Here is a 13,778-nt window from a genome sequence, read left to right on the forward strand (position 1 = left end):
GCCGGAAGCGGGAATGATGGCCGGGTGAGGTTCCTTCATGGCGCGGTGCCCGCGCACGACCTGACCTACAACGACGTCTTCATGGCCCCGGCCCGGTCCGAGGTGGGTTCGCGGCTCGACGTCGACCTGTCCACCGGTGACGGCACCGGCACCACCATCCCGCTGGTGGTGGCGAACATGACGGCGGTGGCCGGCCGCCGGATGGCCGAGACGGTGGCCCGGCGCGGCGCGATCGCGGTCATCCCGCAGGACATCCCGATCGAGGTGGTCGCCACCGTGGTCGAATGGGTCAAGCAGCGGCACCTGGTGCACGACACCCCGATCACGCTGCACCCGACCGACACCGTCGGTGACGCCATCCACCTGCTGCCCAAGAAGTCGCACGGCGCGGTGGTGGTGGTCGACGAGGCGGGCCGGCCGGTGGGGGTGGTCACCGAGGCGGACACCCACGAGGTGGACCGGTTCGCCCAACTCCAGCACGTGATGTCGACCGAGCTGCACACCGTGCCGGCCGACGCCGACCCCCGTACCGGATTCGAGCGGCTCAACGCGGGACGGCGGCGACTGGCCCCGGTGGTCGACGACGACGGCCGCCTGGTCGGGGTGCTCACCCGGCAGGGCGCGCTGCGGGCCACCCTCTACAAGCCGGCCGTCGACGACCGGGGACGGTTGCGCATCGCGGCGGCGGTCGGCATCAACGGTGACGTCACCGGCAAGGCCGAGGCGCTGCTCGCGGCGGGGGTGGACACCCTGGTGGTGGACACCGCGCACGGGCACCAGGAACGGATGATGTCCGCGCTGCGGGCGGTCCGAAAGCTCGACCCCCCGGTGCCGGTGGCGGCCGGCAACGTGGTCACCGCCGAAGGGGTACGCGACCTGGTCGAGGCGGGCGCGGACATCGTCAAGGTCGGGGTGGGGCCGGGCGCGATGTGCACCACCCGGATGATGACCGGGGTCGGCCGGCCCCAGTTCTCCGCCGTGCTGGACTGCGCGGCGGCGGCCCGCGCCCTCGGCCGGCACGTCTGGGCCGACGGCGGGGTACGCCACCCCCGGGACGTGGCGCTGGCACTGGCCGCCGGGGCGTCCAACGTGATGGTGGGCTCCTGGTTCGCCGGCACCTACGAGTCGCCGGGTGACCTCTACACCGAGCCGGACGGGCGACGCTACAAGGAGAGCTTCGGGATGGCATCGTCGCGGGCGGTCAGCGCCCGGACCGCCGAGGACAGCGCCTTCGACCGGGCCCGGAAGGCGATCTTCGAGGAGGGCATCTCCACCGCCCGGATGTACCTGGACCCGGCCCGACCCGGCGTCGAGGACCTGATCGACGAGATCGTCTCCGGGGTACGCAGCGCCTGCACCTACGCCGGCGCCCGCACCCTGGACGAGTTCCACGAGCGCGCCCTCGTCGGCGTCCAGAGCACCGCCGGCTACACCGAAGGCATGCCCCTCCCCACCAGCTGGTAACTCCTCCTCCTACCCTGCCTCCCTCCCACCTCCCCCGCCCCCGCGCCCTCTCCCCGCCCTTGTCTCTCCCCCTGCCCCGCCCTTGTCTCTCCCCCTGCCCCGCCCCGGTGATCAAGAGGTTTACGTCACCCCCACCCCGATGGCTGACCTTTTCCTCTTGATCACCACCCCAGCCACCCCGCCGACTCCGGTGATCAAGAAGTTTGCGTCAACTCAGAGCGGTGGTCTGACGCAAACTTCTTGATCACCGGGGCGAGACGGGCCGGGGCGAGGGCGGGGAGAGCGGGGCGGGGAGGGCGGGGCGGGGAGGGCGGACGTGAGGGGGACGGGCTGGGAGGGGAGGCCGGTGGGGGGTCAGGGTGGGGGGAAGAGGCGGCGGATGACGGTGCGGGCGGCGGTGCGGGGGTCGGCCTCGACGTCGGGGGGGAGTGCGCCGGAGAGCCAGAGGGTGGCGAAGCCGTGCACGATCGACCAGGCGGCCAGCGCGTCCGTGCGCGCCTCGCCCGGCTCGGCCCGGTCCGGCGGCAGGGTCGCCACGCCGGTGTGCAGTGCCGCGCCGGCCCGTTCCCGGGCGGCCCGGACCTCGGGGGCGTCGGCCCGGTAGAGGTCGGGTCGGAACATCACCTCGAAGTGCGCCCGGTGGCGGACGGCGAAGTCCACGTACGCCACGCCCACGTCGAGCAGGTCGTCGCCGGCTGCGGTCAGGGCGGCGGCGAGCAGGTCGAACCCCTCGACGGCGAGGGCGGTGAGCAGCCCCGCCTTGTCGCCGAAGTGGTGGGTCGGGGCGGCGTGGGAGACACCGGTGCGGCGGGCGAGGTCGCGCAGGCTCAGGGCCGCCGGCCCGGCTTCCTCGATCGCCGTCACCGCCGCCTGGAGCAGGACGCGGGGCAGGTCGCCGTGGTGGTAGGGCCGGGTGACGGTCATGACACCAGGATAACTTTGCATTGACAAGAAGGCCATCGGCGATCGAATCTTGTCAGCATAAAGATTTGCCACCGAGGAGGTAGCCGTGGTTCCGTTTATCGCTCTGATCGTCGGCTCCGTCGTCGCGCGTCTGGCCGGGCTGGCCGGCGTGGACGCGCTCGACGGCTGGCACCCCGCACTCCGCGTCGGGCTGGCACTACTGTTCGTCATGACCGGTTTCGCTCACTTCGTCTCGCCCCGCCGGGAGGATCTGATCGCCATGGTCCCGCCCCGGCTACCCCGACCCGGCATGCTGGTCACGGTCACCGGCGTGCTGGAGTTGGCCGGCGCGGTCGGGTTGCTGATCCCGGCCACCGCCCGTCCGGCCGCCGCCGGGCTGGCACTGCTGTTGGTGGCGATGTTCCCCGCGAACGTCTCGGCGGCCCGGCGACGCCTGACGCTGGCGGGCCGCCCGGTCACCCCGCTCGGCACGCGTACGGCGATGCAGATCGTGTACGTCGGCACCGCCCTGACCATTCTGTTTGGCCCCTGACGGTTTGGGGGCTAACATACTCAGCGTGCAGAGGGAACCACTTATCGTCTTTCCCGCCGTGCTCCGTGACGTGCCGCTCGGGCGGCTGCTGTCGGTCGCCGGCCACCTCGTCGACCAGCACTGGGGTCGTTACCTGGCCGAACACCACGGCCTGACCCCGGCCGGGATGCGGGTGCTGTTCACCCTGAACCACCTCGACGACGCCACCCACCGGGACGTCGCCGACCGCTGCTTCGTCCGGCCCGCCACCCTCACCGGGATCGTCGACACCCTCGAACGGGACGGCTTCGTCGAGCGTCGCCGCGACGACGCCGACCGGCGCAGCGTACGACTGGCGCTGACCGACAAGGGGCGGGAACACACCCGCTCCCTGGTCGACCGGATGCGCACCGACACCCCGCTCACCCCCGTCGACGCCGACCCGGCCCGACGCGAGGTGATCCGGGATTTCCTGATCGAGGTCATCACGACCATGTCCGACGGGGAGGACAAGAGGTTGACAACAACACAGGACCAGGAATCGACCGACCACCCGAGGCCCGGGAGCCGTCCGTGCTGATCAGCCTGCTGCGCCGCTACCTGCGGCCCTACCACCGGCCGCTGGGCGCGGTGGTGCTGCTCCAGTTCGTCGGCACGATGGCCTCGCTCTACCTGCCGAGCCTCAACGCCGACATCATCGACCTCGGGGTGGCCCGGGGCGACACCGACTACATCATCCGTACCGGCGGCTGGATGCTGCTGGTCAGTCTGGTCCAGATCGCCTGCGCGGTGACGGCGGTCTACTTCGGCGCGCGGACCGCGATGGCCTTCGGCCGGGACGTCCGCGCGGCGATCTTCGGGCAGGTCAACCGGTTCTCCGCCCGCGAGGTGGCCCGCTTCGGCGCGCCCTCGCTGATCACCCGCAACACCAACGACGTGCAACAGGTGCAGATGCTCGTGCTGATGAGCTGCACCATGCTGGTCGCCGCGCCGATCATGAGCGTCGGCGGGGTGGTGATGGCGCTGCGGGAGGACATCGGCCTGTCCTGGCTGATGCTGGTCAGCGTGCCGGTGCTCGCCGTCGCGCTCGGCCTGGTCATCCGCCAGATGGTGCCCGGTTTCCGGCTCATGCAGACCCGCATCGACACGGTCAACCGGGTGCTCCGCGAGCAGATCACCGGCATCCGGGTGGTCCGGGCGTTCGTCCGCGAGCCGTACGAGACGCAGCGGTTCGGGGTGGCCAACGCCGACCTGACCGCCACCGCCCTGCGGGTCGGCCGGCTGATGGCGCTGATCTTCCCGGTGGTGATGCTGGTGCTCAACGTCTCCAGCGTCGCCGTGCTGTGGTTCGGCGCCCAACGGGTCGACTCCGGGCAGATCCAGATCGGCGCGCTGACCGCCTTCCTGGCGTACCTGATGCAGATCCTGATGGCCGTCATGATGGCCACCTTCATGCTGATGATGGTGCCGCGTGCGGCGGTCTGCGCCGAACGCGTCACCGAGGTGCTGGACACCGAGTCCTCGGTGGTCCCGTCGGCCAACCCGGTCACCCGGGTCCACGGCCACGGGGAGCTGGAACTGCGCGGCGTCGCCTTCCAGTACCCGGGGGCCAGCGCGCCGGTGCTGCACGACATCTCGTTCCGGGCCACCCCGGGGCGGACCACCGCCGTGATCGGCTCGACCGGCGCCGGCAAGACCACCCTGCTGACCCTGATCCCCCGGCTGGTCGACCCGACCGCCGGCACGGTGCTGGTCGACGGGGTCGACGTGCGCGAGCTGGCCCCGGAGGAACTGTGGCGGCGGATCGGTCTGGTGCCGCAGAAGCCGTACCTGTTCACCGGCACGGTGGCGAGCAACCTGCGCTACGGCAACCCCGACGCCACCGACGAGGAACTGTGGACGGCGTTGGAGATCGCCCAGGCCCGCGACTTCGTGGCCCAGATGCCCGGCGGCCTGGACGCGGCGATCGCGCAGGGCGGCACGAACGTCTCCGGCGGGCAGCGGCAACGCCTCGCCATCGCGCGGGCGCTCGTCCGTAAGCCGGAGATCTACCTGTTCGACGACTCGTTCTCGGCGCTCGACCTGGGCACCGACGCCCGGTTGCGGGCCGCGTTGCGCCCGGTCACCGCCGACGCGGCCGTGGTGATCGTGGCCCAGCGGGTCTCCACCATCATCGACGCCGACCAGATCATCGTGTTGGAGGACGGAGGCGTGGTCGGGATGGGCCGACACGACGAACTGCTCGACACCTGCCCGACGTACGCCGAGATCGTGGCGTCGCAGCAGACGGCGGGGGTGCCGGCATGACCGCCGTACCCGAGCAGAAGAAGGCCCCGGAGACGACCACGCCGAAGCGGCTGCCGGCGGCCGGCCGGCGCAGCGGCGGGCCGCCCTGGATGAACGCCGGCATGCCGGCGGAGAAGTCGATGAACTTCGGGCCGTCGGCCCGCCGGCTGCTCGGTCGGCTACGACCGCACCGGGTGACGCTGAGCGGCATCATCGCCCTGGCGGTGACCAGTGTCGGGTTCAGCGTGATCGGGCCGAAGATCCTCGGCCACGCCACCGACATCATCTTCGCCGGGGTGATCGGCCGGCAGCTTCCCCCCGGCGCCACCGTCGACCAGGCGGTGGCCGGGATGCGGGCCGCCGGCAACGACAACCTCGCCGACATGGTCGCCCGGATGGACGTGGTCCCCGGGGCGGGCATCGACTTCGACGCCCTCGGCCGGACCCTGCTGTTCGCACTCGGCCTGTACGTGGCCGCCAGCCTGCTGATGTGGTGGCAGGGCTGGCTGCTCAACGGGGTCGTGCAGGCCACCGTGCTGCGGCTGCGCGCCGAGGTGGAGGAGAAACTCAACCGGCTGCCGCTGCCCTACTTCGACAAGCAACCCCGGGGTGAGCTGCTCAGCCGGGTCACCAACGACATCGACAACATCTCGCAGACCCTGTCGCAGACGCTGAGCCAACTGCTCACCTCGCTGCTGACCGTGGTCGGCGTGCTGGCGATGATGTTCTGGATCTCGCCGCTGCTGGCGCTGGTCGCGCTGGTCGCGGTGCCGCTGTCGGTGATCGTGACGCAGCAGATCGCCAAGCGGTCGCAGCAGAAGTTCATCGCCCAGTGGACCCACACCGGTGAGCTGAACGGCCAGATCGAGGAGGCGTTCACCGGTCACGAGCTGGTCAAGGTCTTCGGCCGCTCGCCGGAGGTGGAGGCCACCTTCCACGCCAAGAACGAGGAACTGTTCCGGGCCAGCTTCGGTGCCCAGTTCATCTCCGGGATCATCATGCCGGCGATGATGTTCGTCGGGAACCTCAGCTACGTGGCGATCGCCGTGGTCGGTGGGCTGCGGGTGGCCTCCGGGGCGATGAGCCTCGGTGACGTGCAGGCGTTCATCCAGTACTCGCGGCAGTTCACCCAGCCGCTGACCCAGGTCGCCTCGATGGCGAACCTGCTCCAGTCCGGGGTGGCCTCCGCCGAACGGGTCTTCGCCGTGCTCGACGCCGACGAGCAGAGCCCCGACCCGGCCGCCCCGGCCCGGGTCCTCGAACCGCACGGCCGGGTCGAGTTCGAGCGCATCTCCTTCCGGTACGACCCGGAGACCCCGCTGATCGACGACCTGTCCCTGGTCGCCGAACCCGGTCACACCGTGGCCATCGTCGGCCCGACCGGCGCCGGCAAGACCACCCTGGTCAACCTGGTGATGCGCTTCTACGAGCTGGACTCCGGGCGGATCACCCTCGACGGGGTGGACATCACCACGCTGCGCCGCGACGACCTGCGCGGCCGGATCGGCATGGTGCTCCAGGACACCTGGCTGTTCGGCGGCACCATCCGGGACAACATCGCCTACGGCCGGCCGGACGCCACCGAGGAGGAGATCCTCGCCGCCGCGCGGGCCACCTTCGTGGACCGGTTCGTCCGTAGCCTCCCCGACGGGTACGACACCGTCATCGACGAGGAGGGCAGCAACGTCAGCGCCGGTGAGAAGCAGCTCATCACCATCGCGCGGGCGTTCCTGGCGGAGCCGTCGCTGCTGATCCTGGACGAGGCGACCAGTTCGGTGGACACCCGTACCGAGGTGCTGCTGCAACGGGCGATGGCGGCGCTGCGGTCGGACCGGACCAGCTTCGTCATCGCCCACCGGCTGTCCACGATCCGCGACGCCCACCTGATCCTGATGATGGAGAACGGGCGGATCGTCGAGCAGGGCACCCACCAGCAACTGCTCGCCGCGCGGGGCGCGTACCACCGGCTCTACCAGGCGCAGTTCGCCGCGGCGGTGGTCGACGACGGGGCCGCGCCGGCACCGGTCGGGGGCTGAGCGGCGCACCGGGGGCCGGGGCACGACGCCCCGGCCCCCGGTGCGAGCCGTCAGCCGGCCGGGAGCAGCTCCGCCGAGCGGGCCGCCACCACCGCGCCGATCAGCCGCACCGCGTCCGCCGCCGGCATCGGGGCGAGGCTGCGGCCGTCGCGCAGCCGCAGGGCCACCGCGTCGTCGGCGGCCTCCCGGGCCCCGACCACCCCGACGTACGGCACCCGGCGGCGGGCCGCGTCACGCACCCGGGCACCCAGCGAGCTGGCGGAGTCCACCTCGACCCGGAGCCCGGCGTCGACCGCCCGCCGGGCCACCCGGGCCACCGCGTCGGCCTGCCCGGCGTCGACCGGCAGGAGCAGCAGCTGCACCGGGGCGTACCAGGGCGGGAAGGCACCCTCGTGCGCCTCGATCAGGTAGGCGAACAGCCGTTCCATGCTCCCGACCAGGCTGCGGTGCACCAGCACCGGCCGTTGCCGGGCACCTGCCGCATCGGTGTACGACAGGTCGAACTTCTCCGGTTTGTCGAAGTCGAGCTGCACGGTGGAGATGGTCGACTCCCGGCCGGCCGGGTCGACCACCTGGATGTCGATCTTCGGACCGTAGAAGGCCCCCTCGCCGGGTGCCTCCTCGTGGTCCACCCCGTCGAGCGCGGCCCGGAGCAGCTCCTCGGCGCGCGCCCAGGACGCGTCGTCCCCGACGTACCTCGCGCCCGGCCCGCGCAGCGACAACCGGAACCCCGCCGGGCGGACGCCGAGCGCCGCGTGCGCCTGGCGGATCAGCCGTAGGATCTCCCGGACCTCGTCGCCGACCTGGTCGAGGGTGCAGAAGTTGTGCGCGTCGTTGAGCGAGATCGCCCGTACCCGGGCCAGCCCGCCGAGCACCCCGGACCGCTCCGCCCGGTACATTCCGCCCAGCTCGCCGACCCGCAGCGGCAACTCCCGGTAGGAGCGGCGCCGGGCCCGGAAGACCAGGGCGTGGTGCGGGCAGAGCGCCGGCCGGAGCACGAACTCGTCGTCGGCGCTCAGCCGCATCGGCGGGAACATGTCGTCGGCGAAGTAGCCGAGATGCCCGGACAGCGCGAACAGCTCCCGCCGGCCCAGCGGTGGGGAGTACACGTGCTGGTAGCCGGCCCGGCGTTCCAGCTCACGGACGTACTCCTCGACGGCGTGCCGGGCCGCCGCGCCGGCCGGCAGCCAGATCGGCAGCCCGGCCCCCGCCAGCGGGTCGGAGACGAACAGGTCCAGCTCCCGGCCGAGCCTGCGGTGATCGATCATGTCGCGCTCCTTGATCGGGTACGACCCGGAGGCGACCGTGCCCGCAACGCCACGAGGCCCCGGGCGGATCGCCCGGGGCCTCGTCGACGGAAGACGTCAGTGCGGCACGCCGGGATCTCCCGGCGTCGTGGTCACCACGGCACTGCGCATGTCGTCACCGTACGACCTCCGCGACGCCCTGGGCGACCGCATTTTTCAGCGCTTCTCGCAGGCGACCTTGTCCTTGTCCCGGTCCAGGTGGGTGTTCTTCGCGTAGACCGCGTCGGACACGGTGAAGTTCGTGACGGGCTTGGTGCTGCCCCGGACCTTGTCCTTCGCGCCCTTCCTACCCACCCCGTGCTTGTACTTCTTGTTCAGCGCGGTGCAGTTCTTGTACCTCGTCGCCCCCGCCTCGGCCGGGCCGGTCACGACGACGAGCGTGCTGCCGAGCGCCAGGGTCACGACGAGCGCGCCCCGCACCAGCGTGGAAAGCATCTGCGAGCCTCCGAAAGAAAGTCGGTTGGGCCCGGGACGCTATCCGAGCGGCACCCGTGGGCTAAGCCTGATGTCCGCGTGCCGACAACCGCTGTGCCCGAACGGCGATCATCCCTCCCCCGATTTCGGCTCGGGTGCGTCGCACCGGCAGTGACGCGTGGTACCCGTCGCGGGTGGCGGTGCCGGAAAAGGGGGAGGGTCGCCGGCACGGGACCTGCCGGCGACCCTCGGCGGCCCGCTCGTCAGGAACGGGGGACCTGACGGTGTGGGGGCCGCGTACTCAACGGTACGCCGACGCCCTCCGCTTCGCCGACCCCCTACCGCCGGCCGCGCTGGGCGGCACCCGCCGTGCGGCAGGCGGCACACCACTCCTGGTACGCGCAGCCACGCGGTCACCGACGGTGGCCGTGGTCACCGATGTAGCGGCATCCCGCCATTCCGATACCGCTACATCGGCCCACGTGCGCCACGACCGGCGCCCGACCCGGGTCAGGGGGTCATTCGAGTTCGTGGAGCATGAGCTGGCGGGCGGCCTCGGTGATCGAACCGGACAGGCTCGGATAGATGGTGATGGTCTGGGCCAGTTCGTTGACGGTGAGGTTGTTCTCGATCGCCATCGTGATCGGCAGGATCAGCTCACTGGCCTTGGGCGCCACCACCACCCCGCCGACCACCTGCCCGGTGGACGGGCGGCAGAACAGCTTGACGAACCCGTCGGCCAGGTCGTCCATCTTGGCGCGGGCGTTGCCGGTCAGCGGCAGCATCACCTGCCGGGCCAGGGTCCGGCCGGCGTCCGCCTCGTCCTGGGAGACGCCGACGGTGGCCAGTTCCGGGTCGGTGAACACGTTCGCGGCGACGGTACGCAGCCGCAACGGCCGGACCGCCTCGCCGAGGGCGTGCCACATCGCGATCCGGCCCTGCATGGCGGCGACGCTGGCCAGCGGCAGGACCCCGGTGCAGTCGCCGGCGGCGTAGATGCCGGGGACGTTGGTACGGGACACCCGGTCGACGGTGACGTAACCGCCCTTGGCCAGCTCGACGCCGTACTCGGCGAGGCCGAGGTCGGCGGTGTTCGGGATCGAGCCGACGGCGATCAGGGCGTGCGAACCGGTCACCACCCGACCGTCGGAGAGGACCACCTCGACGCCGTCGCCGACGCGTCGGACCGCATCAGCCCGGGAGTTGTTGAGGATGCTCATGCCCCGGCTGCGGAAGACGTGCTCGATGGCCATCGCCGCGTCGGCGTCCTCGTGCGGCATCACCCGGTCCCGGCTGGACACCAGGGTCACCTCGACCCCCATCGCCAGGTAGGCGCTGGCGAACTCGGCCCCGGTGACGCCGGAGCCCACCACGATCAGGTGGGCGGGCAGCTCGGGCAGGTCGTACACCTGCCGCCAGGTGAGGATGCGCTCCCCGTCGGGCAGCGCGGTGGGAAGCTGGCGTGGGGTGGCGCCGGTGGCGATCAGCACGGTGGAGGCGTCGATCGTGTACTCCCCGCCACCGTCGGCGGGGGTGACCACGACCCGGTGGGTGTGACCGAGAGTATCCTCACCGATCCGGGCGGTGCCCGCGACGAAGGTCACGCCGGCCTTGATCAGCTTGGTGTGGATGTCGGCGGACTGGGCCAGGGCGAGCCGCTTCACCCGCTCGTGCACGGCCCGCGCGTCGACCGTGACCGCCTCCAGACCGTCGGAGTGGATGCCGAACTCCTCGGTGTCCCGGTAGCCGGTCACCACCTCCGAGCTGGCGATGAAGGTCTTCGACGGGACGCAGTCGGAGAGCACGCAGGCGCCTCCGGCGCCCTCGGCCTCCACCACGGTGACGTCGGCGTCCAGCTGGGCGGCGACCAGGGCCGCCTCGTAGCCGGCCGGCCCCCCGCCGATGATCACGATGTGGCTCACAGCCCTCGCCCTTCCTCGGTGCTCACAGTGACTTTCTTCTCCCGAACCCGTCCGACACGCACTGTCGTATTCTCCCCCACCCGTCCGCCGGGCTATCGTCATCGCCGTGCGTCACTACGCGGCCTACGGCTCAAACCTGGACCCCGCCCGGATGCGGGCCTACTGCCCGCATTCGCCCATGGTGGGCGTCGGCTGGCTGGAGGGGTGGCGGCTGACCTTCGCCGGTGAGGACGTGATCGGCTGGGAGGGTTCCGTCAGCACCGTGGTCGAGTCCCCGGGCGACCGGGTCTTCGTGGCGCTGTACGACATCGACCCGTACGACGCCGCCCAGCTCGACGAGTTGGAGGGCGTCACCGCCGGCACGTACCGCAAGCTCACCGTGCGGATCTCGACGCTGGACGGGGACGTGACCGCCTGGGTGTACGTCTTCGACGGCTACGAGGGTGGCCTGCCGACCGCCTGGTACCTGTCGGAGATCGCCAACGCCGCCGAGAAGGCGGGCGCGCCCGACGACTACGTCTCCGAGCTGCGGTCCCGCCCCACCGGCACCGCCTCGGCGTAACGCGTATCGCACCCGTCCAGTGTGCTCCCGGCAGCGGGGCCAACCGACGGCGACCCCGCCGGGCGTCACCCGGCCCACACCGGGCCGGCCGGCGGCAGCGGGCCCGCACCGGGGCCGGCCCGCTCAGGCGGCGGGCACGCTCAGGCGGCGGGCACGCTCCGCTCGTACAGGTCGATCCAGCGGGTCTCGTGCAGCCCGACCGCGCGGTAGAGGGTGGCCGGGGTGGTCGGGTTGGCCAGGTCGAAGCCGAGCCCGGCGTGGCCCCGGCCCTTGGCCGCGTAGACCGTGAACGCCCGCCGCAGCAGCGCCGCCCCCACCCCGCGCCGCCGGTACGCGGGCAGCACCGACAGCGTGCGCACCCAGCCCGAATCCTGCTCCAGCGCCTGGTCCGACGAGTTGAGCGCGCCGGCCGGCTCACCGTCGACCTCGGCGAGGAACCACTCGTCCCAGACCCGCCCGCCGTCGGTGAGCCGGTCCCGCCAGCCCTCGAACCCGGCCGGCTCGTAGTCCGGGGTGTCCCGGAAGGCGATGTCGTGGATGTGGTGGAACAGCCGCAGGTCGGCCTCGTCACCGGCCCGCAGCGGCCGGACGGTCACCCCGGGCGGGGGCGGCGGCTCGGCGGGCAGGTCGGCCAGCGACCGGCTCATCCGCACGTACCGTTTGGCCCGGGTGAACCCGGCGGAGGTCAGCTCGCCGGCCCAGCGGGTCTCCGGCGCGCAGACGGCGGCGCGGGCGGTCAGCGCGGGCCGTCCCCGCTCGGTGGCGCGCTCGGCGATCCGGTGCAGCATCCGGTCGAGCAGCACGGCACGCAGCGCCGTCGCCCGGTGCGGGTCGACGAAGACGTCGACGTACTCGCGGCCCACCCCGGTCAGGTTGTCGACCACGCTCCAGCCGACCACCCGCTGATCAGGATCGGTCAGCACCCAGGAGTCGTGCTGCGGGTCGAAGAACGGTGCGGTCAGCGCGGCCCGGACGTCGTCGGCGTCGAAGTCGGGGTGGCCGACGGCGAACGTGTCGGCGGCGTGCACCACGGCGAGCAGCGCGGGCACGTCGTCGAGGGTGGGGCGGCGGGCGGTCCAGCCGGCGGGGAGCGTCACGCCGCAGATCCTGGCAGCCCGCCCGCCGCCCCGCCGCCGATTTTCCGGTCCGCCGGCCGGTCACGCCGGTCCGGGACCGGCCGCCGGCTGATCGCACAGGCGGGGCCGCGTCAGACCGGGCCCGGTCGGCGGGTCAGCCGTCCGCGTCGGCGCGGAGCCGGGCCCGCACGTCGGTGAGCAACTCGATCAGTTCCCGGCCCTCGGCCGGACGCAGCGCCCGGAACCCGGCCGAGGCCAACCGGTCGGTCACCGCCTCGGCCCAGAGCCGACGCCGCACCAGCGGCCCGACCGGCGGATACGGCGGGGACCACCCGCACGCCGCCGCCCCGGCCTCCCCCTCCGGCCCGGCCAGCACCGCCTCCAGCGGGGTCATCCCGGCGGCCCGCACGGCGAGCAGGTAGGCCCCGGTGAAGTGTTCCCGCAGCAGCAGGAGCGCCACGGCGGCCCGGGCGCCCTCGGCGTGCGCGGGCAGCGGCATCGCCCGCCAGGCGGCGAACAGCGGCATGCCCGTCGCGTCGGCGGCGGCCACCACCCGTTCCAGCAGGGCGGTCAGCCGGGGTGTGCCGGGCAGGTCGTCGAGATGCTGGGCACCCCACCGGCAGCACTCGGTCAGGTGGGCGGTGGCCACCTCCAGCGGCCGGACCAGCCGGACGGCGGTGTCCCATCCGTCGGCGACCGCCTCCGGGGCGAGGAAGCCGAGCGCCGCCGCCACCGTCTCGGCCCGGATGTCGCCCAGCGCGCCGGCCCGCCCGGTGACGTAGAAAGCCCAGCTCGGGATGCCCATCGTCCTGGCCCGACGCAGGGTCCCCGGGCAGCGGCTGAACAACTCCCCCAGCTCCAGCACGGCGGGTTTGCTCCCGGCGGCCACCTGCTCCGGCGTCATCCCGCACGCCCGCAACACGCATTCATCGCGTTCAGTCTGCCTCCTCACCGCCCGCCGTGGGGTCCGCCTCCTCGGCGTCCACCGCCTCGATCGCGCCCTCGACCTCGCCGGTGCGGCGGCGGGCCGCGGTGAGCGTCCGCTCGGCCGCCCGGCGGGCCAGTTTGGCCCGGCTCAGCTCCTGTTCGGCGACGGCCCGACGACGCTCCAGTTCGGCCAGTTCACCCTCGATCCGGTCGAGCGCCGCGACGCTGTCCCGCTCGGCCGTGGTCGTGCCGTCCAGCTCCCGTTCGGCCTGCCGCTGGGCGGCCCGCGCCGCCGCCAGCTCCCGGTCCAGGGTCCGGCGGCGCTTCGCCCGTTCGGCCCGCGCCGCCG

Annotated in this window: 12 protein-coding genes and 1 pseudogene; 6 read left to right on the forward strand and 7 right to left on the reverse strand. The window is 72.6% G+C overall.

Features of this window, described 5'->3' with window-relative positions:
• Positions 1 to 24: 24 nt before the first annotated feature.
• Positions 25 to 1,464: a GuaB1 family IMP dehydrogenase-related protein gene (locus H1A17_RS09970; RefSeq protein ID WP_194821701.1), complete on the forward strand. Its 1,440-nt coding sequence runs from the start codon at positions 25 to 27 to the stop codon at positions 1,462 to 1,464.
• Between the two features lie 354 nt (positions 1,465 to 1,818).
• Here H1A17_RS09970 and H1A17_RS09975 read toward each other — a convergent pair whose 3' ends face one another.
• On the reverse strand, positions 1,819 to 2,388 hold the full coding sequence (locus tag H1A17_RS09975) for a TetR/AcrR family transcriptional regulator (RefSeq protein ID WP_194821702.1): 570 nt from the start codon (positions 2,386 to 2,388) through the stop codon (positions 1,819 to 1,821).
• Positions 2,389 to 2,473: 85 nt separating this feature from the next.
• Between H1A17_RS09975 and H1A17_RS09980 the strand changes: the two genes are divergently transcribed.
• Genes H1A17_RS09980 through H1A17_RS09995 form a run of 4 tightly spaced genes read left to right on the forward strand, consistent with a single transcriptional unit; the run spans position 2,474 to position 7,221 of the window.
• Positions 2,474 to 2,920, forward strand: coding sequence for a DoxX family protein (locus tag H1A17_RS09980; RefSeq protein ID WP_145917884.1), 447 nt, complete (start codon positions 2,474 to 2,476; stop codon positions 2,918 to 2,920).
• Positions 2,921 to 2,945: 25 nt separating this feature from the next.
• A complete protein-coding gene (locus H1A17_RS09985) occupies positions 2,946 to 3,479 on the forward strand; it encodes a MarR family winged helix-turn-helix transcriptional regulator (RefSeq protein ID WP_145917883.1) in 534 nt (177 codons plus the stop codon).
• The gene (locus H1A17_RS09990; protein WP_194821703.1) at positions 3,473 to 5,206 is read left to right on the forward strand and encodes an ABC transporter ATP-binding protein; all 1,734 of its coding nucleotides are present in this window, start codon (positions 3,473 to 3,475) and stop codon (positions 5,204 to 5,206) included. The genes H1A17_RS09985 and H1A17_RS09990 overlap by 7 nt, the downstream gene beginning before the upstream one ends.
• The gene (locus H1A17_RS09995; protein WP_194821704.1) at positions 5,203 to 7,221 is read left to right on the forward strand and encodes an ABC transporter ATP-binding protein; all 2,019 of its coding nucleotides are present in this window, start codon (positions 5,203 to 5,205) and stop codon (positions 7,219 to 7,221) included. The genes H1A17_RS09990 and H1A17_RS09995 overlap by 4 nt, the downstream gene beginning before the upstream one ends.
• A 50-nt stretch (positions 7,222 to 7,271) precedes the next feature.
• Here H1A17_RS09995 and thrS read toward each other — a convergent pair whose 3' ends face one another.
• The 3 genes from thrS to H1A17_RS10010 all read right to left on the reverse strand — a co-directional run bounded on the left by thrS (position 7,272) and on the right by H1A17_RS10010 (position 10,864).
• On the reverse strand, positions 7,272 to 8,489 hold the full coding sequence (thrS, locus tag H1A17_RS10000) for a threonine--tRNA ligase (protein WP_194821705.1): 1,218 nt from the start codon (positions 8,487 to 8,489) through the stop codon (positions 7,272 to 7,274).
• Positions 8,490 to 8,684: 195 nt separating this feature from the next.
• Positions 8,685 to 8,963, reverse strand: coding sequence for an excalibur calcium-binding domain-containing protein (locus H1A17_RS10005; protein WP_145917879.1), 279 nt, complete (start codon positions 8,961 to 8,963; stop codon positions 8,685 to 8,687).
• Between the two features lie 497 nt (positions 8,964 to 9,460).
• Positions 9,461 to 10,864 (reverse strand): NAD(P)H-quinone dehydrogenase, encoded by a 1,404-nt coding sequence (locus H1A17_RS10010; protein WP_145917878.1) that lies wholly within the window; start codon positions 10,862 to 10,864, stop codon positions 9,461 to 9,463.
• A 106-nt stretch (positions 10,865 to 10,970) separates the two neighbouring features.
• On the opposite strand from H1A17_RS10010, the gene H1A17_RS10015 reads away from it, so the two are divergent.
• Positions 10,971 to 11,426 (forward strand): gamma-glutamylcyclotransferase, encoded by a 456-nt coding sequence (locus tag H1A17_RS10015; protein ID WP_145917877.1) that lies wholly within the window; start codon positions 10,971 to 10,973, stop codon positions 11,424 to 11,426.
• A gap of 140 nt (positions 11,427 to 11,566) precedes the next feature.
• Here the strand turns inward: H1A17_RS10015 and H1A17_RS10020 are convergent, their stop codons facing one another.
• The 3 genes and pseudogenes from H1A17_RS10020 to H1A17_RS10030 form a co-directional block, all read right to left on the reverse strand.
• Positions 11,567 to 12,523 (reverse strand): GNAT family N-acetyltransferase, encoded by a 957-nt coding sequence (locus H1A17_RS10020; protein ID WP_194821706.1) that lies wholly within the window; start codon positions 12,521 to 12,523, stop codon positions 11,567 to 11,569.
• A gap of 133 nt (positions 12,524 to 12,656) precedes the next feature.
• Positions 12,657 to 13,406: a hypothetical protein gene (locus H1A17_RS10025; RefSeq protein WP_145917875.1), complete on the reverse strand. Its 750-nt coding sequence runs from the start codon at positions 13,404 to 13,406 to the stop codon at positions 12,657 to 12,659.
• Between the two features lie 31 nt (positions 13,407 to 13,437).
• A pseudogene (locus H1A17_RS10030) lies at positions 13,438 to 13,778 on the reverse strand (hypothetical protein); the annotation flags it as partial.

This window comes from Micromonospora sp. S-DT3-3-22 (genome assembly GCF_015354745.1).
GTDB lineage: Bacteria > Actinomycetota > Actinomycetes > Mycobacteriales > Micromonosporaceae > Micromonospora > Micromonospora wenchangensis.

Excerpts from the sequence above, each read along its gene's own strand:
- H1A17_RS09975 (WP_194821702.1), bottom strand. The coding sequence starts at position 2,388 with ATGACCGTCACCCGGCCCTACCACCACGGCGACCTGCCCCGCGTCCTG.
- H1A17_RS09995 (WP_194821704.1), top strand. The coding sequence starts at position 5,203 with ATGACCGCCGTACCCGAGCAGAAGAAGGCCCCGGAGACGACCACGCCG.
- thrS (WP_194821705.1), bottom strand. The coding sequence starts at position 8,489 with ATGATCGATCACCGCAGGCTCGGCCGGGAGCTGGACCTGTTCGTCTCC.
- H1A17_RS10005 (WP_145917879.1), bottom strand. The coding sequence starts at position 8,963 with ATGCTTTCCACGCTGGTGCGGGGCGCGCTCGTCGTGACCCTGGCGCTC.
- H1A17_RS10025 (WP_145917875.1), bottom strand. The coding sequence starts at position 13,406 with ATGACGCCGGAGCAGGTGGCCGCCGGGAGCAAACCCGCCGTGCTGGAG.